This is a genomic window from Cytobacillus dafuensis (assembly GCF_007995155.1).
GTDB lineage: Bacteria > Bacillota > Bacilli > Bacillales > Cytobacillaceae > Cytobacillus > Cytobacillus dafuensis.
This window is the reverse complement of record NZ_CP042593.1, coordinates 3,249,268-3,273,666: the sequence shown is the minus strand read 5'-3', so window position 1 is coordinate 3,273,666 and position 24,399 is coordinate 3,249,268. Positions and strand designations below refer to the sequence as shown.

The 24,399-nt window shown below is 38.4% G+C and carries 21 protein-coding genes and 1 other annotated feature; of the genes, 19 read left to right on the top strand and 2 right to left on the bottom strand.

All coding sequences use genetic code 11. The annotated features are described in order from the left end of the window. The first annotated feature begins 8 nt into the window (after positions 1–8). From FSZ17_RS15610 to FSZ17_RS15565, 10 genes are all read left to right on the top strand, one after another. A complete protein-coding gene (locus FSZ17_RS15610; protein WP_057771479.1) occupies positions 9–1,328 on the top strand; it encodes a dihydrolipoamide acetyltransferase family protein in 1,320 nt (439 codons plus the stop codon). A gap of 567 nt (positions 1,329–1,895) precedes the next feature. After that, on the top strand, positions 1,896–3,722 hold the full coding sequence (locus FSZ17_RS15605) for a methylmalonyl-CoA mutase subunit beta (RefSeq protein ID WP_057771478.1): 1,827 nt from the start codon (positions 1,896–1,898) through the stop codon (positions 3,720–3,722). After that, a complete protein-coding gene (gene scpA, locus FSZ17_RS15600; RefSeq protein ID WP_057771477.1) occupies positions 3,715–5,910 on the top strand; it encodes a methylmalonyl-CoA mutase in 2,196 nt (731 codons plus the stop codon). Before FSZ17_RS15605 ends, scpA begins: the two co-directional genes overlap by 8 nt. Beyond that, the gene (gene meaB / locus FSZ17_RS15595) at positions 5,903–7,024 is read left to right on the top strand and encodes a methylmalonyl Co-A mutase-associated GTPase MeaB (protein WP_057771476.1); all 1,122 of its coding nucleotides are present in this window, start codon (positions 5,903–5,905) and stop codon (positions 7,022–7,024) included. Before scpA ends, meaB begins: the two co-directional genes overlap by 8 nt. A gap of 162 nt (positions 7,025–7,186) precedes the next feature. Beyond that, entirely contained in the window at positions 7,187–7,624 is a 438-nt protein-coding gene (locus tag FSZ17_RS15590; protein WP_057771475.1) for a BrxA/BrxB family bacilliredoxin, read from the top strand. Between the two features lie 241 nt (positions 7,625–7,865). Then, positions 7,866–8,648, top strand: coding sequence for a transporter substrate-binding domain-containing protein (locus FSZ17_RS15585; protein WP_057771474.1), 783 nt, complete (start codon positions 7,866–7,868; stop codon positions 8,646–8,648). Positions 8,649–8,884: 236 nt separating this feature from the next. Continuing rightward, positions 8,885–9,544 (top strand): amino acid ABC transporter permease, encoded by a 660-nt coding sequence (locus FSZ17_RS15580; protein ID WP_057771473.1) that lies wholly within the window; start codon positions 8,885–8,887, stop codon positions 9,542–9,544. Beyond that, complete coding sequence (locus tag FSZ17_RS15575) at positions 9,537–10,259, top strand: amino acid ABC transporter ATP-binding protein (RefSeq protein ID WP_057771472.1); 723 nt, start codon at positions 9,537–9,539, stop codon at positions 10,257–10,259. Before FSZ17_RS15580 ends, FSZ17_RS15575 begins: the two co-directional genes overlap by 8 nt. Before the next feature lie 154 nt (positions 10,260–10,413). Further along, entirely contained in the window at positions 10,414–11,409 is a 996-nt protein-coding gene (locus FSZ17_RS15570) for an aromatic acid exporter family protein (protein WP_057771471.1), read from the top strand. Positions 11,410–11,457: 48 nt separating this feature from the next. Further along, entirely contained in the window at positions 11,458–11,970 is a 513-nt protein-coding gene (locus FSZ17_RS15565) for a L,D-transpeptidase (protein WP_057771470.1), read from the top strand. A gap of 232 nt (positions 11,971–12,202) precedes the next feature. Here FSZ17_RS15565 and prli42 read toward each other — a convergent pair whose 3' ends face one another. Further along, a complete protein-coding gene (gene prli42, locus FSZ17_RS23495; RefSeq protein ID WP_156416236.1) occupies positions 12,203–12,283 on the bottom strand; it encodes a stressosome-associated protein Prli42 in 81 nt (26 codons plus the stop codon). Between the two features lie 211 nt (positions 12,284–12,494). Here prli42 and mce point away from each other — a divergent pair, with 211 nt between their 5' ends. The 6 genes from mce to gndA all read left to right on the top strand — a co-directional run bounded on the left by mce (position 12,495) and on the right by gndA (position 19,259). Continuing rightward, entirely contained in the window at positions 12,495–12,908 is a 414-nt protein-coding gene (mce, locus tag FSZ17_RS15560) for a methylmalonyl-CoA epimerase (protein WP_057771469.1), read from the top strand. Further along, complete coding sequence (locus FSZ17_RS15555) at positions 12,908–14,458, top strand: acyl-CoA carboxylase subunit beta (RefSeq protein ID WP_057771468.1); 1,551 nt, start codon at positions 12,908–12,910, stop codon at positions 14,456–14,458. Before mce ends, FSZ17_RS15555 begins: the two co-directional genes overlap by 1 nt. A gap of 121 nt (positions 14,459–14,579) precedes the next feature. Beyond that, positions 14,580–15,698 (top strand): tripeptidase T, encoded by a 1,119-nt coding sequence (locus FSZ17_RS15550; RefSeq protein WP_057771467.1) that lies wholly within the window; start codon positions 14,580–14,582, stop codon positions 15,696–15,698. 175 nt (positions 15,699–15,873) lie between these two features. Continuing rightward, positions 15,874–16,347, top strand: a complete 474-nt coding sequence (locus FSZ17_RS15545) for a chemotaxis protein CheW (RefSeq protein WP_057771540.1) — start codon at positions 15,874–15,876, stop codon at positions 16,345–16,347. A 155-nt stretch (positions 16,348–16,502) separates the two neighbouring features. Next, positions 16,503–17,783, top strand: coding sequence for a DNA polymerase IV (locus FSZ17_RS15540; protein WP_057771466.1), 1,281 nt, complete (start codon positions 16,503–16,505; stop codon positions 17,781–17,783). Between the two features lie 63 nt (positions 17,784–17,846). After that, positions 17,847–19,259 carry an NADP-dependent phosphogluconate dehydrogenase gene (gene gndA, locus FSZ17_RS15535; RefSeq protein WP_057771465.1) on the top strand — a complete coding sequence of 471 codons (1,413 nt, stop codon included), beginning with the start codon at positions 17,847–17,849 and terminating at the stop codon, positions 19,257–19,259. A gap of 93 nt (positions 19,260–19,352) precedes the next feature. Here gndA and zwf read toward each other — a convergent pair whose 3' ends face one another. After that, positions 19,353–20,822: a glucose-6-phosphate dehydrogenase gene (zwf, locus tag FSZ17_RS15530; RefSeq protein WP_057771539.1), complete on the bottom strand. Its 1,470-nt coding sequence runs from the start codon at positions 20,820–20,822 to the stop codon at positions 19,353–19,355. A gap of 253 nt (positions 20,823–21,075) precedes the next feature. On the opposite strand from zwf, the gene rnz reads away from it, so the two are divergent. The 3 genes from rnz (at position 21,076) to FSZ17_RS15515 (ending at position 24,362) form a co-directional block, all read left to right on the top strand. Beyond that, positions 21,076–22,002: a ribonuclease Z gene (rnz, locus tag FSZ17_RS15525; RefSeq protein ID WP_057771464.1), complete on the top strand. Its 927-nt coding sequence runs from the start codon at positions 21,076–21,078 to the stop codon at positions 22,000–22,002. 7 nt (positions 22,003–22,009) lie between these two features. Continuing rightward, a complete protein-coding gene (locus tag FSZ17_RS15520; RefSeq protein WP_322107615.1) occupies positions 22,010–22,576 on the top strand; it encodes a histidine phosphatase family protein in 567 nt (188 codons plus the stop codon). A 102-nt stretch (positions 22,577–22,678) separates the two neighbouring features. Beyond that, positions 22,679–22,895, top strand: a binding site (T-box leader). 135 nt (positions 22,896–23,030) lie between these two features. Further along, positions 23,031–24,362, top strand: coding sequence for a sodium-dependent transporter (locus FSZ17_RS15515; RefSeq protein WP_057771462.1), 1,332 nt, complete (start codon positions 23,031–23,033; stop codon positions 24,360–24,362). The last annotated feature ends 37 nt before the right edge of the window (positions 24,363–24,399 follow it).

The window sequence follows — 24,399 nt, the reverse complement described above, 5'->3', positions numbered from 1 at the left end:
CAATTCCATTGGCTATCGAACAAATTAAAATGCCTCAATTAGGGGAAAGTGTTACAGAAGGTACAATTAATAGATGGTTAGTATCCGTTGGCGATAAAGTAAATAAATATGACGCACTTGCGGAAGTAACAACAGATAAAGTAAATTCAGAAATTCCATCTTCCTTTACCGGTACGATTAAAGAATTAATCGCTGCTGAGGGTGAAACATATGATGTTGGTGCAATAATCCTTACGATCGAAACAGAAGGCGGCGGTACAGAAGAAGCTGCTCCAGCTCCACAAGCAGAAACACCAGCAGCAGCAGCTCCTGCGGCAAGTGCTGCACCTGCACCAACAGCGGCAGCTACTGCTGCCCCTGTAGCAGAGGATGGCAGCAAAGTTCGCTATTCACCTGCTGTATTAAAGCTTTCTCAAGAGCATGGTATTGATTTAAATCAAGTAGCGGGTACTGGTGCCGGCGGCCGTATTACTCGTAAAGATTTAACGAAAATTATTGAGTCTGGAAATATTCCAACAGCAGCTACTGCAGCACCAGCTGCACCTGCACAGGCAGCAGCAGCAGCAGCAGCAGCTCCAGCTCCTGCAAAACAAGCTGCACCTGCTCCAAATGTGCCAGTTGTATCAGGTGACATTGAAATTCCTGTTTCTGGTGTTCGTAAAGCAATTGCAGCTAACATGCTTCGCAGTAAGCATGAAGCTCCACACGCTTGGACTATGATCGAAGTGGATGTTACAAATCTTGTTAATTACCGTAATTCCATTAAAAATGAATTCAAGAAAAAAGAGGGCTTCAACCTTACTTTCTTTGCATTCTTCGTAAAAGCTGTTGCTCAAGCACTTAAAGAGTTCCCACAAATTAACTCAATGTGGGCTGGCGACAAAATCGTTCAGAAGAAAGATATCAATCTTTCTATCGCTGTTGCGACAGATGATGCATTATTTGTACCAGTTATTAAAAATGCTGATGAAAAAACAATCAAAGGCATTGCACGTGAGATTGGCGAGCTTGCAGGGAAGGTTCGTGCAGGTAAGTTAACTTCAGCTGAGATGACAGGTGGTACATTCACTGTAAATAACACTGGTTCATTTGGCTCCATTCAATCAAATGGAATCATTAACTATCCACAAGCAGCGATTCTTCAAGTTGAATCTATTGTGAAGCGTCCGGTTGTTATGGATAACGGTATGATCGCTGTCCGCGATATGGTCAACCTATGTATGTCACTTGACCATCGTGTACTAGACGGTCTTATTTGTGGCCAATTCCTTAAGCGCGTAAAAGAAATTCTTGAAAATACTTCAAAAGAAAATACATCTGTATATTAATACGGACTTTCTTAATAAAAAGGCTGCCGAAAAGAATCGGCAGCCTTTTTTCAGTACTTATTTTAAAGTGTACAAAAACAGAATTCTACTTGTTCGAGTGCCTAAATATTGAAGACAGAACCGTAATTGCTTGTTTTAAATATGTATAATAAAATATTAATGTCATGATTTTTATGAATTTTGATATAATTCCGCTCCAGTGGAAAGCTTTTCTAGCTAAAACCTCCAATAGAAATGGACGGTCTTATGTAATTATCGCAGATTAACGGGCAGTAAGATCCCCACTACACGGTTGCGAGAGAATCAAAGAAACCTAAATGGGGGATCAACTGCCCGTAAAGGCCTATAAAATGAACACAGACTAAAAGCGCCACATCGTGTGGCAACATCTGCGTGACCCACTTCCTGTGGGCCGCAACTAACCATCAGTGGGGGATGAAAACCGACTAAGAACGCCACGTCCTGTGGCAACGTCGGCACTAGCACGTCCTGTGCTTCGAAAAACCCCCACTGATGGAAGTTTCACTTTATGAAGGGAGGGAAAGCTGTCTGCTTTAGACAGTTAATATGACATTAAAAGATATGGTAAATGAATCATTTCGAACATATTCACTTGATGATTGGACACAAAAAGCAGAGGAAGCATTAAAAGGAAAAGCGGTTAATTCCTTAAAAACAAATACATTTGAAAACATTGAATTGAAACCGCTTTATACGAAAGAGGATCTTGAAAACAAAAAAATATCTCAATTCCCAGGACAAGCAGATTTTCGGAGAGGGTTTAATTCCCTTGGTTATCTTACAGAAGAATGGAAAATCGCTCAAAAAATCGAAAATGGAGAAGAGTTCCAAGAAAAACTACGGTCTTCTTTTGATAAAGGACAAACGGCCATTGCCTTTAATGCTAATAAAATTGAACTGAACGACATTAAAACGCTAGCTGAGAAAGTATATACAAAATACCCATTCAGTGTTGAAACAAATGACAATCAAAGTCAAATTCTCTCCATACTATCCAATCTAGCTAATCGTGACAAAATTTCTGGTTATATTGCGGCAGATCCATTTACATTAGGTGCGATTCAAGGTCATGCACCAAATAGTGAAATCTATGACAATTGGGCAGAAGTCATTCAATCGGCAGACAGAACGATGCCAAACCTTCGGACTATTTTAGTTAATACTAGTGTTTATCATAATGCTGGTGGAAACGCGGTTCAAGATCTTGCAATTGCACTAGCCACAGCAGTGCACCATATTCAGGAGCTCCTTAATCGTGGTTTAAAACTCGAAACAATATTATCAAAAATGATTTTTAAGTTTTCTATCGGTGCTAACTTTTTTATGGAGATTGCAAAGCTTCGTGCTGCAAGGCTTCTTTGGAGTAAGGTAACTGAAGCATACGGTGCAAAAAAAGAAGATCGTAAAATGGTCATTACAGCTGAAACATCCTCGTTTACGAAAACGGTTTATGACCCTTATGTCAATTTGCTAAGGGCTGGTAACGAAGCATTTGCAGCAGTTCTAGGTGGAATTCAATATCTACATGTCAGCCCATTTAATGAGCCTGAAGGGGAACCAACTACATTTTCCGATCGAGTCGCTCGCAATACACAGCTGATATTAAAAAATGAAGCTCATTTAGAAAAAGTAGTTGATCCTGCTGGCGGCTCTTGGTATATCGAGAGCTTAACCAATGAGTTAGCGGAAAACGCATGGGCATTATTTCTTCAAATCGAAGAAAAAGATGGTATTGGAAATGCTCTAAAATCTGGCTGGCTTCATGCTCAAATCGAAGAAGTGTTAAAGCAAAGAAATGAAGCTATTTTTACACGAAAGCAAAGTATTATTGGTACTAATATTTACGCAAATTTACATGACAAGCCTTTAAAAAATGCAGAAAAACTAATTACTTCATCTATACCGCAATTACGTCTATCTGAGCTATTTGAAAAACTTCGTATAAGTGCAGAAAACTTAGAACAATCAGGATATAAGCCTACAGTAGGTCTTATTTGCCTTGGAGATCTAAAAGCACATAAGGCTAGAGCGGATTTTATTACTGGATTTCTTGCTCCAGGAGGAATTCACGCACAGAAGAGCGAGAATATTGAAAAGCCTGAAATGGCAATTCAATTCATTAAAGAATCAAATCTTAGCCATTATGTTATTTGCGGTACGGACAAACAATATGAGGAAGCTGCATTTGAAATTGTACGCATAATTAAAGAAGAACTGACAAAGGTAAAAGTTTCTCTAGCTGGACGTCCTGAGAAAGAAATGCAGGAGAAATTAAAGCAAGCTGGAATCGATCAATTTATTCATATCCGTAGCGATTGTTTCGACATTCTTTCTTCTTTGTTAAAGGAAATGGAGGTGACAAGCAATGACTAATAAACCTGATTTTAAAAATATTTCCCTTTTTGAAGATGACCAGTCAGATAAGGAAACGTGGAAAGAGAGCGCAGATCAAGACTTGAAAGTGTCGATTGATGATCTTCTTTTTGAAACAAATGAAAAAATCGCATTAAAACCCCTTTATACAGAAGAAGATTTAGAAGGCTTTCAACATTTAGATGGTATACCAGGGCTACCTCCTTATACAAGAGGTCCTTATCCAACGATGTATGTAAATAGGCCTTGGACGGTCCGTCAATATGCAGGATTTTCAACAGCTGAAGAAAGTAATGCCTTTTACCGTCGTAATCTTGCCATGGGACAAAAAGGGCTATCCGTAGCATTTGACCTTGCCACTCATCGAGGTTATGATTCCGATCATCCAAGAGTTGTTGGAGATGTGGGAAAAGCAGGTGTTGCCATTGATTCAGTTCTTGACATGAAAACACTTTTTGACGGAATTCCTTTAGATCAAATGTCCGTTTCGATGACAATGAATGGTGCGGTTTTGCCTATTATGGCCTTCTATATCGTTACTGCTGAAGAACAAGGAGTCAGTCAGGAAAAATTATCAGGTACGATTCAAAATGATATTTTAAAAGAGTATATGGTTCGTAACACATATATTTATCCACCAGAAATGTCGATGAAAATTATCGCTGATATATTCGAATATACATCCAAATATATGCCGAAGTTCAATAGTATTAGCATTTCCGGCTACCATATGCAGGAAGCGGGGGCACCAGCAGACATAGAGCTTGCTTATACGCTTGCAGATGGCTTGGAGTATGTAAGGACAGGATTAAAAGCTGGAATAGAAATTGATTCTTTTGCACCAAGACTTTCTTTCTTCTGGGCCATTGGAATGAATTATTTTATGGAAGTCGCTAAAATGCGCGCAGCCCGATTCATCTGGGCAAAAATGATGAAAACATTCGAACCGAAAAGTTCAAAGTCTATGGCTTTGAGAACCCATTCACAAACATCGGGCTGGAGTTTAACAGAACAGGATCCATTTAATAATGTTACCCGTACATTAATTGAAGCACATGCAGCAGCAATGGGACATACTCAGTCACTTCATACGAATGCTCTTGATGAAGCCATTGCCTTACCAACAGATTTCTCTGCACGTATCGCCCGAAATACTCAGCTATTCCTTCAGGAAGAAACGGGGATCACAAACGTAATCGACCCGTGGGCAGGTTCTTATTATGTGGAGTCACTGACTGACGAATTAATCAAACGTGCTTGGGAGCATATAGAAGAAATAGAAAACCTGGGCGGAATGGCGAAAGCAATAGAAACAGGCCTGCCAAAAATGAGAATTGAAGAAGCAGCAGCAAGAAGACAAGCTCAAATTGACTCTGGAAAGGAAACGATTATCGGAGTTAATAAATATCGTCTTGATCAAGAAGAGCCGATTGAAATTCTTGATATCGATAATACAGCTGTCCGCTTGAAGCAGCTTGAAAAGCTAGAAGGGTTAAAAGCTTCCCGTGATGAAGAGAAAGTTTTACAGGCATTAGATGAGATTACACAAGCAGCGGAAACAGGTGTAGGAAACCTGCTTGAGCTTTCTGTTAATGCAGCGAGAGTACGCGCAACGTTAGGAGAAATTTCTTTTGCCATCGAAAAAGTCGCAAATCGTCATAAAGCGATCATTCGCTCTATTAGCGGAGTGTACAGCTCAGCTTTCTCTAATGAAGAAGAAATTACGGAAGTTAAGCAAATGACGGATGACTTTTTAGAAAATGAGGGTAGAAGACCTCGAATTCTCATCGCGAAAATGGGTCAGGATGGACATGATCGTGGAGCAAAGGTTATTGCTACCGCTTTTGCGGATTTAGGCTTTGATGTTGATATTGGTCCATTATTCCAAACACCAGAAGAAACGGCAAGACAGGCTGTGGAAAATGATGTCCATGTCATTGGGATCAGCTCTCTTGCTGCCGGCCACAAGACACTTCTTCCTCAGCTGGTAGAAGAACTTGAAAAGCTTAAAAGGGAAGATATTCTTGTTGTAATAGGCGGGGTTATCCCAGCTCAAGACTATCAATATTTATATGAGCATGGAGCTGCAGCCATTTTTGGTCCTGGTACAGTTATTCCAGTTGCTGCTCAAAAAGTGATTCGCGAAATATATAACCGCCTCGGTTATGAGGAAGTATTAAATGGATAAAGACAAAAAACCTGAATGGTTTGATGAGAAAAATCCTGACGATTTTACTAGCATCGTTCGAAAAGGCGTTGAGCTGAAGAATGAAACTTCTTTTGTGAAAAATAGAAAGTTTCAAAAGAAAACTAGACCCGAATTGAATGTTAATGAATTAGCTGAAGGTATTCTTGAAGGAAATCGGACAGTGCTAGCCAAGTCCATAACACTAATTGAAAGCAACGCTGAGCATCACTTTCGTAAGGCTCAAGACCTTTTGCAAAAGCTTCTTCCTTATTCCGGCAATGCTATTCGTATTGGTATAACAGGTGTGCCAGGTGCGGGAAAAAGCACATTCATCGAAGCCTTTGGCACCTTTTTATGTGATTTAGGCTTAAAGGTTGCCGTTCTTGCTGTTGATCCGAGTTCTAGCATTAGCGGAGGCAGTATCTTAGGTGATAAAACAAGAATGGAGCAGCTTTCGCGAAATCCGAGGGCGTATATTAGGCCATCACCATCTGCAGGTAAGCTTGGCGGAGTTCATAGAAAAACGAGAGAAACGATGCTCCTATGCGAGGCTGCTGGCTTTGATGTCATTCTAGTTGAAACTGTCGGTGTTGGACAAAGTGAAGTAATCGTTAGAGATATGGTTGATTTTTTTATGCTTATCGTTCTTACTGGAGCAGGGGACGAATTACAAGGAATGAAAAAAGGGATCATGGAGCTGGCGGATGCCATTGTTGTGAACAAAGCAGACGGCTCAAACAAAAAGCTCGCATTAAAAACAAAGTCAGAATACAATCAAATTCTTCATTTTCTACAGCCTGCTACAAAAGGATGGGAAACAAAAGCAGTCACATGCTCGTCCATTTATCATGAAGGTTTGCAGGAAATATGGGATTTGATCCATACTTTTGAGGTAAAAACAAAGACTTCGGGTATGTTTGAAGAAAGAAGAAGGGAGCAAACAAAGGAATGGCTTTACTCTATGATTGTTGATCATTTGCAATTCAGCTTTTTCTATCACAAAGAAGTAAAGCCTCTCCTTCCAAAAATAGAGAATGAAGTTATCTCTGGAAATCGAACTGTTACCTCAGCAGTAGAGGATTTATTCAGAGCTTATTCAGAAAAAGAGACATAAAAGGCTGCCCTATTGGCAGCTTTTTCATGTATGAGTACCACTTGTTATTAGTTAAATATTCATCTTCATTTTTCTAATAAACTTGATACGTTGATTAAGGGTATGAACAATTGGTATGATGTAGTAAAGGCTTATTAAAATTATAGAGGAGCGATAATTCAGATGAATATGGATTTTAATTTATTTATGAATGATGTTGTTAATCAGGCACGAAAAGAAATCGTGGCTGCTGGCTATACTGAATTAAAAACAACTGATGAGGTTGAAGAAGCACTGAACAAAAAAGGAACAACACTTGTCATGGTTAATTCTGTTTGTGGGTGCGCTGGTGGGATTGCTCGCCCAGCTGCAGCCCATTCACTACATTATGATAAGCGCCCAGATCATTTGGTGACAGTTTTTGCAGGTCAGGATAAAGAGGCAACTGCTCTTGCACGCAATTACTTTACTGGTTATCCACCTTCATCCCCATCCTTTGCAATATTAAAGGATGGAAAGCTATGTACGATGATTGAGCGCCATGAAATTGAGGGACATGAACCGATGGCTGTTATTCAAAAGCTTCAAAATGCATTTGAACAATATTGTCAAGATATTTAAGTATAATGAAAGTCTCGTTTATTCGAGGCTTTTTTTTATATAAAATACTCAATAATAATTTATCAGAATAATAAAATATTTGATATTTTATTATTTTTATTGCATAAATATAATCGTGTGTTAAAATACATTTATGTGAATAATTATTAATTTCGAAGAAATGCTTGAAAATTAATAGACTATCGCTAATAATATATTTAAAAAATATTAATTTTCAGAAAATTATAGGAGGAAAACAAATATGAAAAAAATATTTTCTTATTTTTTCGTTAGTATTCTATTAATTGGATTACTTTCAGCATGCGGTACTAGCGACAAAGATTCAACAAATGGTTCAGGAGATAACAAATCCGATAAGAAGGTTTTAACAATGGGAACATCGGCAGATTATGCTCCGTTTGAATATATTGATACCGCAAAAGGCGATGAAATAATCGGTGTTGATGCTGATATTGCCAAGGCTGTTGCAGAAAAGCTAGGTTATGAAGTTAGATTTCAAGATATGGATTTCGGCGGTTTAATTCAGTCGCTTCAATCTGGTCAAGTAGACTTTGTCATGTCAGCAATGTCAGCAACGGATGAGAGAAAAAAGAGCGTAGATTTTAGTGAGACTTATTATACCTCAAAGCATATCATCGTATCAAAAAAGGGCAGCGGTATTAAAAGTGTTAATGACCTTAGCGGAAAAAAGGTTGGTGTTCAGCTAGGATCGATTCAGGAAGAAAAAGCGAAGGAATTAGCTAAAGAAGTAAACATGACTGTTGAGAATCGTAACCGCATTCCTGAAATCATTCAAGAAATCAAAGCGGGTCGTTTTGATGCAGCGGTCATTGAGGATACAGTAGCTAAAGGATATTTAGATAATAACCCTGATTTAGAAGGATTCACAATTGAGGACGCAGACGGAGGATACGCAATTGCGTTTCCAAAGGATAGTAAGTTAACAGAGGAATTTAATAAAGTATTAAAAGAAATGATTGACAATGGTGAGATAGATGCCATTATTAAAAAATGGTTTGAATAACGTTAGCTTTGCATATACTGTTGTTTATCCGTTCAGAAGTGATCAAAGCTTCTGAACGTTTTTGCCCTTAGCTTACGAGGGGAGATAACTTACTTTTCGTATGAATACAACATGATTGCAGATATATTTACTGTTTAGAAAATCGCATAAGAAAATCTAAGCATTCGTGGAAGGAATTGGCGAACACTAATTTTTCCCAATAGATTACTTAGATAGTGAGAGGACTGAGTTTCCGGATGAATCTTGATTTTTCTTCCATTCTCCCTTCCCTGCCGTATATTTTAAAAGGTATAGGTGTTACGCTCCAAATTGTAGGACTAGCAGGTTTAGTAGGGTTTTTACTTGGAATTATTTTATCACTTTTTAAAATTAGTTCATTTAAACCACTTGTTTGGTTTGCTGATGCCTACACATCCATATTTCGTGGCACGCCCTTAGTTTTGCAGTTAATGATCATTTATTTTGGATCACCACAAGTCTTTGGTTATCAAATCGAACCAATTACAGCAGCTGTTTCGGCATTTGGGTTGAATTCTGCAGCGTATATTTCAGAAATCATTCGTGCTGGAATTCTAGCCGTTGATAAGGGACAAAGTGAGGCCGCAATGGCACTTGGAGTTCCGTACAGAAAGATGATGCTTCATATCATTTTGCCGCAAGCATTGAAAAATATTTTGCCAGCATTATTAAATGAGTTCATCACCTTAACAAAGGAATCTGCGATCGTGACAACGATCGGAGTTATGGATATCATGCGCAGAGCTTATCAAGTTGGTGCGGACAAGTTCCGCTTCATTGAGCCATTATTATTAGCAGGTCTCATTTATTACTTAATGGTAATCGTTTTAACAATCCTCGGAAAAGCATTAGAAAGAAGGATGAGACGCGGTGATTAAAATTGAAAATTTATTTAAACAGTTCGGAAAGCTTGAAGTATTAAAAGGTATTTCAACTACAATTAAAGATGGAGAGGTCGTTGCCATTATCGGTCCATCTGGTTCAGGGAAATCGACTTTTCTCCGCTGTATCAATTTTTTAGAGAAGCCAACAAATGGACGAATTTGGATTAGTGATCAAGAGATAACAGATAAAAAAACAAATATTATGAAGGTTCGTCAAAATGTTGGAATGGTTTTTCAGCATTTTCACCTTTTTCCCCATAAAACAGTCCTACAAAATTTAACGTATGCTCCTATGAATGTGAGAGGCCTTTCTAAGCCTGAAGCTGAAAAAATTGGGATGGAGCTATTAAGTAAAGTTGGATTGTCTGACAAAGCCGATACTTATCCAAATCGGTTGTCAGGGGGGCAAAAGCAAAGGGTAGCCATCGCTCGGGCGCTTGCGATGGAGCCAGAAGTGATGTTATTTGATGAGCCGACATCTGCTCTTGACCCAGAGATGGTTAAAGAGGTGTTAGATGTTATGAAAACCTTAGCCGATACTGGAATGACAATGGCAATAGTCACGCACGAAATGGGATTTGCGAGAGAAGTTGCTGATCGTGTTCTTTTTTTGGACGGCGGGGCTCTTGTGGAGGATGCTCCACCTAATGAATTCTTTACAAATCCATCATCAGATCGGGCAAAGGATTTCTTGAATAAAGTATTATAAAGTGAATAGTGTATTGTTTTTTACCCATTAATTTCGATAATTTAGTATTATGAAGATGATCTCTATTGATCATCTTCTTTTTTTTGGACATAATTTAATAAGAAGCTATATAATTATATCGCAGGATAATGGACATAAATAGGAGTTTATACATATGAAGTTTCGTATTGGATATCGAACCATAAAAACAGCAATTGGCACTTCAGCAGCGATTATTTTGGCTCAAATTCTAGGTTTTGAAAACTTCACATCAGCTGGAATAATAACAATACTTTGTATACAAGTAACGAAAAAGAAATCACTTCGAGCGTCGTGGGATCGTTTTTTTGCTTGTTTATTAGCAATGGTTTTTTGTGCAATTATTTTCGAAGGCATCGCCTACCATCCATTAATGATTGGACTATTGCTTCTTTTATTTATTCCTACTGCTGTTATGCTTAGGAAAAGCGATGGAATTGTTACTAGCAGTGTAATCATATTGCATATTTACGCAGCTGGCCAAATGACATGGGATATTATTTTGAATGAAATAGGCATCATTACGATCGGAATCGGTGTTGCGCTTGTCGCCAATATTTTTATGCCTAGCCTTGATCTTAAGCTCAGAGAATATCAGGTGCAAATAGAAGAGAATTTCAAAAGAATTTTTGATGAAATTGTTAAATATTTACGGACTAATGAAAGCGACTGGGATGGGTACGAGATTACTGAAACGACAAAATTAATTGAACAGGCTGAATCATTAGCATTTCGAGATGTTGAAAATCATTTCCTCCGAAATGAAAATGTTTATTTTCACTATTTTAAAATGAGGGAAAAACAATTTGAAATTATTGAACGTGTACTGCCAATCGTCACTTCAATCTCACATACGGTTGAACAGGGGGAGATGATAGCTGACTTTATTGAAGAACTAGCGGAAAATATTCATCCTGGAAATACAGCTGATTACTTCTTAGACAAGCTTTTCGTCATGAAAGCTTCTTTTAAAAGAATGGAATTACCTAAGACTAGACAGGAATTTGAAGCAAGGGCTGCCCTTTTTCAATTTGTTCGAGAAATGGAACAGTATTTATGGATTAAAAGCTCAACTAAAGAGCTGCCCAAAGGCAAAAAAGTGCATGTTCATGCTAATTCTGGTAAAAACTAAGGGAAAAACAAAAGAAGGAACTCCTTCTAGAAAATAGTTGGTGATAACATGCTAAAAATAATTTCAGCTGTTTGCCTTACTTTTATCTTTTCCCCAATTTGGCCATTAGGACAAAACCCAATGCCAGGAGATCCATTTATTATCGTAAATAAAAAAAACAACGAAGTGGCCTATATTAAAGACAATAAAGTGCAAACGGTAATGGCTGCAGCAACTGGAAAAACGGAAGATTTAACACCGGAAGGATTTTTTACTATTACGGTAAAAGCTGTGGAGCCATACTACCGTAAGAAGGATATTAAGGGTGGAGATCCTAATAATCCGTTAGGTACAAGATGGATTGGCTTTGATGCTGCGGAAACAGATGGAAGGATCTATGGGATTCATGGTACAAACGATCCATCCTCGATTGGAAAATATGTATCTCAGGGCTGTATCCGATTACAAAATGAGGCGGTAGAATCCTTATTTGATTTTGTTCCAATTGGTACAAAAATTTTAATAGTTACTTCTCCTGATAACTTTGAACAGATCGGGAGAGCATATGGGGCGATTAAGTGAAATTTCCAATGGAAGTCTTACTCTAGTTAATCAGCGATAAAAAATGATTAAAGGGACTGTTTAGAGACAGTCCCTTTTTTTACACGTTAAGAAAGTATAAATTGTCAGCGCAGAAGGTGATTCGATGTAGTTGCCAATTTTAGGAATTAAGTATAAGTGCAACTACGCCTCTGTCTTCGCCTTTCCAAGGCTCGCAAATCGGCGAGTTTTCTTTATGATTAACAAAGATCTACTATAAGAACAATGTCGCGCCCACGGCCAAAGAAGAAGCTAACATAGCAAAAATCATTAAATAAACAACAATTTTTCGCATTTTTTTATTAGACAAATAAATTCCTCCTCAATCTATTTTTCCTTAATCCTATTCTACTAAGAAAAACGAAAATGAACAACCGTTCGATTTTTAAAGGAATTTTCGACATTATTAGAGAATTCTTAATGTAAATATATTTTTATTATTGTCAGAAAAGATTATAATTTTTAAAGGTAGTGATTTATTAAGCAAATTGGAGGAAAAACCAACTATGATCAAAAAAGTAGACCATATCGGGATTGCAGTTCGCTCACTTAATGAGGCACTGCCTTTTTATACGGAAATTCTTAAGCTTCCACTTTTAGGAATTGAAGAAGTGGAAAGCGAAAAGCTAAAAGTAGCCTTTCTAAAAGCTGGTGAAACAAAGCTCGAGTTATTAGAGCCAACAAGCCAGGAAAGTGCTGTAGCAAAGTTCATAGAAAAACGCGGCGAAGGTCTTCATCATGTGGCCTTAGGTGTTGAATCCATTCAAGACCGTATCAATGAAATGAAGGAAAAAGGAATTAGAATGATTCAGGACACGCCAAAAATTGGGGCAGGCGGTGCTGAAGTAGCATTCATGCATCCGAAATCAACTGGCAGCGTTCTTTATGAATTTTGTGAAAAGAAAGGATTGGAGCAATAATGGCAGATATCTATGAGAAAATAAATGAATTATATGATCGCAGGAGAGAAATTGAATTAGGAGGTGGAGATGAGAGAATTGAAAAGCAACATGAAAAAGGAAAGCTTACTGCTAGGGAGCGGATTGAACTATTAGTTGATCCAGGAACATTTGTTGAGCTTAATCCTTTTATTGAGCATCGTTGTACAGACTTTGGACTTGAGAGTCAAAAAGGGCCTGGAGATGGTGTTGTAACTGGCTATGGAAAAGTGAATGGGAGGCCCATTTTTCTATTCTCACAAGATTTCACAGTGTTTGGCGGAGCACTAGGGGAAATGCATGCAAAAAAAATTGCGAATGTTATGGATTTAGCAGCACAAAATGGCACTCCATTTGTGGGCTTAAATGATTCTGGTGGGGCAAGGATTCAAGAAGGTGTAGTTTCTCTGGATGGCTATGGACATATTTTTTACAGGAATTCGATATACTCGGGTGTGATTCCACAGATTTCAGTGATCATGGGACCTTGTGCCGGTGGTGCCGTTTATTCGCCAGCAATTACGGATTTTGTTTTCATGGTAGAGAAGACAAGTCAGATGTTTATTACCGGTCCGAAGGTTATTGAAACGGTAACAGGTGAAAAAATTTCGTCTGAAGATCTTGGTGGGGCGAGTGTACATAATACCATAAGCGGTAATGCACATTTTAAAGGAAAGACTGAAGCTGAGGTCATCGAACAGGTTCGCCGATTATTAAGCTTCCTGCCGCAGAATAATAATGAAAAGCCTCCGATGGCAGAGGCAGCTGAAGATGATGATTACCGTCCTGACTTAACAGATATCATTCCATTTGATGCTGTACGGCCATACGATGTCCGTAAAGTCATCGAGCAGGTAGTGGATGCTGGCTCCTTTATGGAGGTTCAGCAGGATTTTGCCAAAAACATAGTAGTTGGTTTAGCGAGAATGAAAGGGGAGGTTGTTGGTCTTGTGTGTAATCAGCCGAAATTTATGGCTGGGGGATTAGATATCGATTCATCTGATAAAGCGGCAAGATTTATTCGTTTTTGTGACTCCTTCAACATTCCGATTATAACATTTGAAGATGTTACGGGTTTCTTCCCTGGAGTAAAACAGGAGCATGGGGGAATTATCCGTCACGGCGCGAAAATTCTTTATGCTTATTCCGAAGCAACTGTTCCGAAGCTTACCGTTATTTTACGAAAAGCCTTCGGTGGTGCCTACGTTGCTTTAAATAGTAAAGCAATTGGAGCTGATCTGGTTTTTGCATGGCCAAATGCGGAAGTTGCAGTAATGGGCCCACAAGGAGCTGCAAATATTATTTTTGCTAGAGAAATTCAAAACAGTGATGATCCAGAAGCTACAAGGGCACAGAAAATTGAAGAATACCGCGAGAAATTTGCGAATCCTTATGTCGCTGCAAGCAGAGGAATGGTCGACGATGTGATTGATCCACGCGAGACAAGAACCAAGCTTATCCAATCTTTAGAAATGCTTAGGAATAAACAGGAATCAAGACCAAAGAAGAAGCATGGAAATATCCCGTTGTAATATGAAAAAAAACTAGGCGTTCACCAATTCCTTTTGGCGAATGCCTTAGTTTTATCTTTTGCAATTAGAGTTTATAAATGTATACTAATAAAGTAAACGTATAATATTGGAGGCAATAGTAATGATTAATCAAGAGCGCTTGCTTAACGAATTTTTAGAGCTTGTACAAATCGATTCTGAAACAAAATATGAAACAGAAATTGCAAAAGTTTTAAAGAAAAAATTCAGTGATTTAGGTGTTGAAGTTTTTGAGGATGATACAACAGCACAGACAGGTCATGGTGCAGGCAACCTGATTTGTACGCTTCAAGGAACAAAAGAAGGTGTTGACACGATCTACTTTACTTCTCATATGGATACAGTAGTTCCTGCAAAAGGTGTAAAGCCTTCAATCAAGGACGGCTATGTTGTATCAGATGGTACAACTATTCTAGGAGCAGATGATAAAACAGGGCTGGCTGTCATGCTTGAAATTATTAAGGTATTAAAAGAGCAAAGTATTCCTCATGGAACTATTCAATTTATTATTACTGTTGGTGAAGAATCAGGATTAGTAGGAGCAAAAGCCCTTGATTCATCATTAGTTACTGCTAAATATGGCTATGCATTAGATAGCGATGGCAAAGTAGGAAATATTATTGTTGCAGCACCAACTCAAGCAAAAGTGAAGGCGACGATTTTTGGAAAAACAGCACATGCAGGTGTTGCTCCAGAAAAAGGCGTTTCTGCTATTACAATTGCGTCTAAGGCGATCTCAAGAATGCCTTTAGGTCGAATTGATGAGGAAACAACGGCAAATATTGGCCGCTTTGAAGGTGGAACACAAACGAATATCGTATGTGATCGTGTTGATATTCTAGCAGAGGCTCGCTCTTTAATTAATGAGAAAATGGAAGAGCAAGTACGTAAAATGAAGGAAGCTTTTGAAAGTGCTGCTAATGAAATGGGCGGAAAAGCAGAAGTTGAAGTTCAAGTTATGTACCCTGGTTTTAAATTTAGTGAAGAAGACCATGTTGTCGAAGTTGCACGTAGAGCAGCAGCAAAAATTGGCCGTAGCTGTGAATTATTAAATAGCGGTGGCGGCAGTGATGCAAACGTAATTGCAGGCTTTGGTATTCCAACCGTTAACCTGGCAGTCGGTTACGAGGAAATCCACACGACGAACGAACGCATGCCAATTGAAGAACTGAATAAGCTAGCTGAAATGGTTATTGCGATCATCGAAGAAATCGCTGCATAATCTAGTTGTAAAAAATAGAGTGTGAAATCTTATAGGATTTTCACTCTATTTTTTTGAAAAAATCACCGAAGTCTAAGTTTTTCAGTATCACAGATAAATTCTCTTCAAAAATTCCTCCTTCTTTAGTAATATTGATATAGGGGAAAATGCCCACTTGGATACTGGAGGTTTTATTTTGGAAGAGACAAATAAAGTTGTTGTTTTTCAAGTTGGGAATGAGGAATACGCCATTCCAATCCGATTTGTCACATCAATTGAGAAAATGGAAGGAATTACACCAATACCGCATTTACCTGCTTATGTAAATGGGATATTTAAAGTAAGGGGAGAGCTTATCCCAGTTATTGATTTTGAAAGGGTTCTTTATAATCAATCTATTAATTTTGATGAATCAACGAAAATTATTGTATTACAAACTGATGAACTTTCAATTGGTGTAGTCGTTGCAGATGCGAAGGAAATAATTGATATACCTCAAGATAAAATGAAACAATTAGGTCTTATTGCTTATAAAAAGACAACTTATTTTACTGGAATTGCTAACTTGGATTCGAGAATCATCACTTTAATTAATCCAACCCAGATGGTACAGTCTCTTGAAGGTATTAGAGAGATTCAGGAATATATGAAAGAGCAAAAAAATACATAATTTCTTATTAACAGGGGATTGTTTAAGGCATCCTCTGTTTTGTTTTTAATCGGCTTAAGCAAGAAAGCACATTCTAACTCAATTTAGTCAATAGATGATAGGAACCTTATTATTTTGTTAAAATAGTAGCAGAATAAGAACAGGGAAGTGCAGGCATGAAACAAATGTATCCTAAAAATGGCCGAGTTATTTTACATGTGGATATGAATAGCTTTTATGCGTCAGTTGAAATGGCTTATGATCCTTCACTGAAAGGAATGCCTCTGGCTATTGCAGGCAATCCTGAGGAACGTAGAGGAATCATTGTTACATGCAGCTATGAGGCAAGAAGCTTTGGGGTGAAAACAACGATGACCCTATGGGAGGCGAAAAAGCTTTGCCCACAGCTAATCGTGAAAAAACCTAATTTTGATCGATACCGAGCCGCATCTATTGGCATGTTCGAAATATTAAATGAATATTCTTCCCTTGTTGAACCTGTATCAATTGATGAAGGCTATATTGATATAACGGAAAGCTTTGAGCACGGAGCCCCTCTTGAAATTGCTGAAACGATTCAAAAGCAGATTTTCGAACGGCTCGATCTCCCCTGTAGTATTGGGGTTGCACCGAATAAGTTTCTAGCAAAAATGGCTTCAAACATGAAGAAGCCAATGGGAATAACAGTCTTAAGAAAAAGGGATGTTCCAAAGATACTTTGGCCGCTTGATGTAGAGGAAATGCATGGGGTCGGTAAGAAGACGGGTGAAAAGTTACGCAGCTTAGAGATTAAAACGATTGGTGATTTAGCAAAAGCAAGTGAAATCCAGCTTAAATCAACACTTGGAATCAATGGCCTTCGTCTAAAGGAAAGAGCCAATGGAAATGACAGAAGGCATGTTGATCCTGACGCTGCTGCTGAATTTAAGAGTATTGGGAATTCTACTACTTTACCAAGGGACAATTCCAATCAACAGGAGCTCCTTCGTGTCATAGAAAATCTTGCAGGGACCGTTTCCGTCAGGCTAAAAAGAAAAAAGGTTCTCGCAACTTCATTAAGTGTCATGATTCGTTATAAAGATAGAAAAACAATAACAAGAAGCAAAAAACTTGCAAATCCTATTCAGAAGAGTGAAGAAATTTTTGAAGCGGCGAAGCAGTTGTTTTTAAAGCATTGGAATGGCGATTCAATCCGTTTGCTAGGTATAACTGGAATGGATTTAGTGGAACAGAATGAGGCGGTTAAGCAGCTAGATCTTTTTAGCTTTGAAAAAGAAGCAAAGAAGGAACCGCTTTATAAAGCATTAAATAATTTACGCAGGAAATACGGCTCGCAAATTATTGAAAGTGCTTCAGGAATGCCTGAATTGAAAAAACAACAGGAAAATATTGGTGCGGAAACAAGTTTTAATAAAGATTTTCTGCGAGATTTACCTGATAAAAAAGATAATAAATAATTGCATATACTTTTCAATCTTGCTAAAGTAAAGTGGATTATAGGCTAGAAGGGACGTTAGAAAATGGCAAAATCACAATTTGGCGTAATTGGCTTAGCGGTCATGGGAAAAAATTTGGCTATGAACATTGAGAGTAAGGGTTATTCCGTGTCTGTCTACAACCGTTCACGCGAAAAAACGGATGAAATGCTTAACGAAGTAAAAGGTAAAAATATTAATGGTACATATTCGTTGGAGGATTTTGTCCAATCTCTTGAGAAACCGAGAAAAATCATGCTGATGGTGAAAGCAGGAGCACCTACAGACAGCACGATTGAGCAATTAAAACCTCTGCTCGACAAGGGTGATATCATTATTGATGGAGGAAATACTCTTTTCACAGACACACAACGACGCAATAAAGAATTAAGTGAATTAGGTTTCCACTTTATCGGGTCAGGGGTTTCTGGCGGTGAAGAGGGGGCATTACTAGGGCCATCGTTAATGCCTGGTGGACAAAAGGAAGCTTATGAACTTATTGCTCCGATTTTCAAAGATATTTCTGCTAAAGTAAATGGTGAACCGTGTACGACCTATATTGGGCCTGATGGGGCGGGCCATTATGTGAAAATGGTTCATAATGGTATTGAATATGGGGATATGCAATTAATCGGTGAATCGTATTTTATTTTGAAGCATATTCTTGGCCTAAATGCAGATGAACTGCATGAGGTATTTGTTGATTGGAATAAAGGCGAGCTTGACAGCTATTTAGTTGAAATTACAGCAGATATTTTTATGAAGAAGGACGAGGCAACAGGCAAGCCATTAGTGGATGTTATTCTTGATACAGCTGGTCAAAAGGGTACTGGCAAGTGGACTAGTCAAAGTGCATTAGATATGGGTGTGCCGCTGCCTATTATTACAGAATCGGTGTTTGCTCGCTTTATATCTGCTATGAAAGATGAACGCGTCGAGGCTAGTAAAATATTGAGCGGGCCGTCAAAAGCAGCATTTTCAGGAGACAAGAAGTCATTTATCGAATCTGTTCGCAAAGCTCTGTATATGAGTAAAATCTGCTCTTATGCTCAAGGATTCGCGCAAATGAGGGCTGCCTCTGAAGAATTCGGCTGGGATTTACGCTATGGTGACATCGCAATGATCTTCCGTGGAGGCTGTATTATTCGCGCGCAGTTCCTTCAAAAAATTAAGGATGCCTATGATCGTGATCCATATTTGAAAAATCTTCTCCTTGACCCATATTTCAAGGAGATTGTGGAAAGCTACCAGGCTGCCCTTCGTGAGATCATTAGTGTGGCTATTCAAAATGGAATTCCTGTCCCTTGCTTCTCTGCTGCAATGTCTTATTATGACAGTTATCGCATGGAAGTACTGCCTGCTAACTTGATACAGGCACAACGCGACTATTTTGGTGCACATACGTATCAGCGAGTAGATAAAGAGGGCGTGTTCCATACGAATTGGATGGAAAAATAAATAAAAAAATCGATTGGATTTTTAATCCAATCGATTTTTTAAAATACTATTTTCTATATGGATTAATGCACTTACGCTTTCTAGTAAGCTGTTTTAGCAATTCTCCACATCTAAATCAGTCACAGGCCACCAGAAAAATCCGTCTTTTTTTAATAATTGATCCGCTTCTTTTGGTCCCATTGTTCCAGATTCGTAATTCGGGAAGTTTTTCGCTTTGGTGTTTTCCCACACTTCAGAAATTTTATCGACAAAGCTCCAAGAAAGAGCAACCTCATCCCAATGGGTAAAATTAGTCGCGTCACCGCGCATACAATCGAATAATAGCTTTTCATATGCTTCAGGAGTATTAATTCCGTGAACTCCCTTATTGGAAAAATTTAATTTAATCGGTGTTGCATTCATATGCTGACCCGTTTTTTTCGCATTTAAATAAAGGGTAATGCCCTCTTCAGGCTGAATATGGATGACGAGCAGGTTTGGATTTAATGTTTGTTCGGATTTGTAATACAAATTCATTGGAATATCTTTGAATTGAATCACAATTTTGGTTGACTTTGTCTTCATTCTTTTTCCTGTACGGATATAGAATGGTACCCCCGCCCAGCGAAAGTTGTCGATTAAAAGCTTACCGGCAACAAAGGACTCCGTATTTGAAGCTGGATCGACCATCGGCTCCTCGCGATAAGCAGGAACCTCTTCATTATCCATTACACCCTTATCATATTGTCCGCGTACGAAAAACTCCTCTACCATATCCCCATCTAATGAGCGCATCGCTCTAAGTACCTTTACTTTTTCGGAGCGAACTTCTTCCGTTGTCAGGCGAATAGGGGGTTCCATTGCTAGCAGCGCTACCATTTGAAGCATATGGTTTTGTACCATATCACGAAGAGCACCGCTCGTTTCGTAATAGCGTCCGCGCTCCTCTACTCCAAGAACCTCACTTGACGTCACTTGAATATTGGAAATGTAGCGATTGTTCCATAGCGGTTCAAAAATTGCGTTCGCAAATCGGATGACCTCAATATTTTGTACCATTTCTTTGCCTAAATAATGGTCGATCCGGTAAATTTCATCTTCTGAAAAAGCTTTACGGATTTGTTTATTCAGCTGCTTCGCAGATTCTAGGTCATGTCCGAATGGTTTTTCAATGACAAGGCGTTTGAAGCCATCCACATCAGTAAGCCCGTCCACTTTTAAATGCTCGGCAATCGTTCCGAAAAATTCAGGCGCCATCGCTAAATAAAAAATTCTATTGCCTGCTAAGCTATATTGGGTATCTAATTTTTGAGCCATTTCTTTTAAGGATAGATAAGAGCTGGAATCTGTGACATCATGTGAATGGTAGTAAAAATGCGTGATGAATTCGCTAATATCGCCCGCTTCCCCTACTGCGGTAAGGACAGAATCCTCAACATTTTTCTGAAATTCCTCATTCGAAAGCGGTCTTCTAGCTACACCAATAACAGCAAATCGTTCAGAAAGCCTCCCTTCTTGATACAATCTATACAGAGATGGGAATAGCTTCCTCTTTGCTAAATCTCCCGTTGCTCCAAAAATCATTATTAATCCCATCGGTTTTTCGCTATGTATCACGGTTACGGACCTCATTTCAATTCGATAATTCAATTACACCTTTCAATATTACTGCTTTTATTGGAATTGTAAAAGCTTCTAAATATAAAAAAACTGTATTTTCCTCAACTTAGGCGAATTTTCCTTATAGTTTTCGCGAATAATTGATTACTATCCCTCATTACCCATATGGTATAGTAAGTATATTAATTAAGACGAACTCTGTAAGGGGGAGTTTTCTATGGATGTTTTTTTTCTAGGTACGGGTGCTGGGATGCCAGCGAAGCTACGGAATGTGACCTCTATTGCCTTGAAGCTTCTTGAAGAACGGGGAGCAATTTGGCTTTTTGATTGTGGGGAAGCGACACAGCACCAAATTTTACATACATCAATTAAACCGCGGAGAATTGAAAAGATTTTCATCACTCATCTCCACGGTGATCATATTTATGGACTTCCAGGTTTATTATCGAGCCGATCTTTTCAAGGCGGCAATTCAGAATTGACTTTGTATGGGCCTAAAGGATTGAAGGAATATGTTGATATTTCGCTATCGGTCAGCCAAACATATTTAAAATATCCTTTACACATAATCGAAATTGAAGAGGGAATTATTTTTGAAGATGAGGCATTTGCAGTTGAAGCTCTTCTTCTCCAGCATGGAATACCTTCGTATGGCTACCGAATTATTGAGAAGGACCGACCTGGCACATTATTAGCAGACAAGCTAATGGAAGCTGGCATTAAGCCTGGACCAATTTATAAACAAATTAAAAATGGTGAGCCGATACAGTTAGAGGATGGTCGAGTCATAGAATCAAATGTATTTTTAGGGCCCACTCAAAAAGGCCGTGTGGTAACAGTGTTAGGAGATTCGCGAAAATGTAAAGCCGCTATCCAATTAGCTAGGAATGCTGATCTGGTCATACATGAAGCCACCTTCGCAGCTGGTGAAGAAAGCCTTGCTTACGAATACTTTCATTCCACTACTGTACAAGCTGCAGCTGTTGCCATGGAAGCAGATGCAGAAAAGCTATGTCTTACACATATAAGCTCACGATATGACCGAACGGATTGGGGTAGACTTGTTCAGGAGGCGCAAACCCTATTTAAAAATACGGTCATAGCAGAGGATTTTAAAGAAATTCATATTCCACTTAAAAAATAGATAGGAGCTGTTCAAAATAAAAACCATTTATTTTATCCGGCATGCCCAAGCTGAAGGACAGCCAATCACAGCAAATCTTACGAAAAAAGGCAAGGAACAAGCAAATTCGCTTGTACCTTTTTTCAAAAATAAAGAAATTGACCGAATTTATTCTAGTCCTTTTAAGCGTGCGGTTGACACCATTGGTCCACTTGCGGAATCGAGAGGTTTGCAAATCATTGAGGATGACAGGCTAGGTGAGCGCGTCCTGAGCTCATTAAATTTAGAGGATTGGCAAGATAAGCTAAAGAAGAGTTTTGAGGATTTAAACCTTGCTTTTGAAGGGGGAGAATCGAATAATTCTGCAATGGCTAGAGCAGCCTCTATGCTGAAAATGATTATCCAGTCGGATGATAATCATATTATTCTAGTGAGTCACGGTAATTTAACGACTTTAATGCTCCGCTATTTTAACGAGTGCTTTGGATTTGAACAATTGATGGAATTGAGCAATCCGGATGTATTTGAAATTGTAGTTGTTAATGAAAAAGCGACTTTACGGAGGATTTGGGACGAGGAAAGGGTTGGATTTTGACTTTTAGAAATTTTTGGTTACTTTATTTTTCGATATAATTCAAAAAATAATATTGACTTGCTTAAAGATATACTATAATCTCGTTATTATAAATATTATATTTAAAAAGCAATGAAGAGAATCTATTAAGTCTTATTTCCCTGTTTATAGAGAGTCAGTGGCTGGTGAAAACTGATACATAGATAAGATGAATTTCAGCTTGGAGCTTTTCTTTACTTTCATGATTGGAAGTGAAGACGGTTATACCGTTAACATATTAAGTGGAAAGTCGCATGCTTTCAAAAAGGGTGGTACCGCGTGAAATGATCACGTCCCTTTTGAAGTGTGGGGCTTTTTTGGTTTTTAGGATAATTTTATCTTATTAATGTGTTAATGTGTTAATGTATTATTGAAATTTTATTAAAGAAATTGGCCAATTTCTGAATTGTTTTTACCATCCAAAGGAGGAAAAGTTATGCAGCAAGGTGAACAGTGGTCTTCGAAAATTGGCTTTATATTGGCGTCAGCCGGTTCTGCGATTGGACTAGGAGCGATTTGGAAGCTTCCTTATGTAACAGGGATGAGCGGAGGCGGTGCATTCATTCTATTATTTTTAATATTTTCTCTGCTTATTGGTTTCCCGTTATTATTAGGTGAATTTGTTATAGGACGCAGCACTGGAAAAGAAGCAATTTCTGCTTACAAAGCGATTGCTCCGGGAACAAAATGGCATTGGATTGGTTATCTCGGCGTCTTTACCTGCTTTCTTTTACTATCTTTCTATAGTGTCATTGGCGGCTGGATTATTCAATATTTATATTATACGGTTTCAGGTAAAATGACTGGCGATTATGCAGCCTTGTTTAACAGCTCAGTATCTGATTCGGCATCCGTTCTTATATCCCAAGGACTATTCATGGTCATCACGATTGTTGTAGTCGCAAGAGGTGTACAAAAAGGAATCGAGAAGGTTAGTAAAATATTAATGCCTGCCTTGTTTTTATTATTTATTGTATTAATTGTACGTTCTCTCACATTAGATCATGCGATAGATGGGGTACGGTTCTTCTTAAAACCGGATTTTTCAAGCCTGACTTCTAAAACCGTCTTATATGCGATGGGGCAGTCATTCTTCTCATTAAGCGTAGGGGTTTCTTGCATGGTAACGTACAGCTCTTATTTATCGAAGAAAGAAAGTCTTCTCCAACCAGCTTTTTCAGTTGTTATTATGAATCTAATCATTTCAATCCTAGCTGGATTAGCTATTTTCCCAGCTGTGTTTTCATTGGGCTTCGAGCCTGAAGAAGGACCGGGATTATTATTTATTGTGTTGCCATCTGTTTTCGATCAAATTATTTTTGGGAAAATCTTTTTGCTGCTCTTCTTAGCCTTGTTCTTATTTGCGACCCTAACCTCGGCATTTTCAATGCTTGAAATCGTAGTGGCAGCTACCACTACTAAGAAGTCGAAAGGGCGCAGCACGATGTCATGGATCATAGGAGCTGCGATTTTTATAGTTGGGATTCCTTCGGCTTTATCTTTCAATGTACTTTCAGACATCACGTTTTTTGGGAAAAATATTTTTGACAGCGCAGATTTCCTTGTCAGCAATATTCTGATGCCGATTGGAGCCCTGCTCATCTCTATCTTCGTTTCCTTTAAAATGAAGAAGGATCTATTGAGAAGTGAAATGATTCAAGGATCAAAGGGATTAAATTTTGTTTTCACATGCTGGCACTTTTTATTACGTTATATCATACCTTTAATAATTATTGCTGTGTTCATAGATTCATTAGATATTATTTAGAGAAAAGGGGATGGAACAATTGTATCCATCCCTTTAA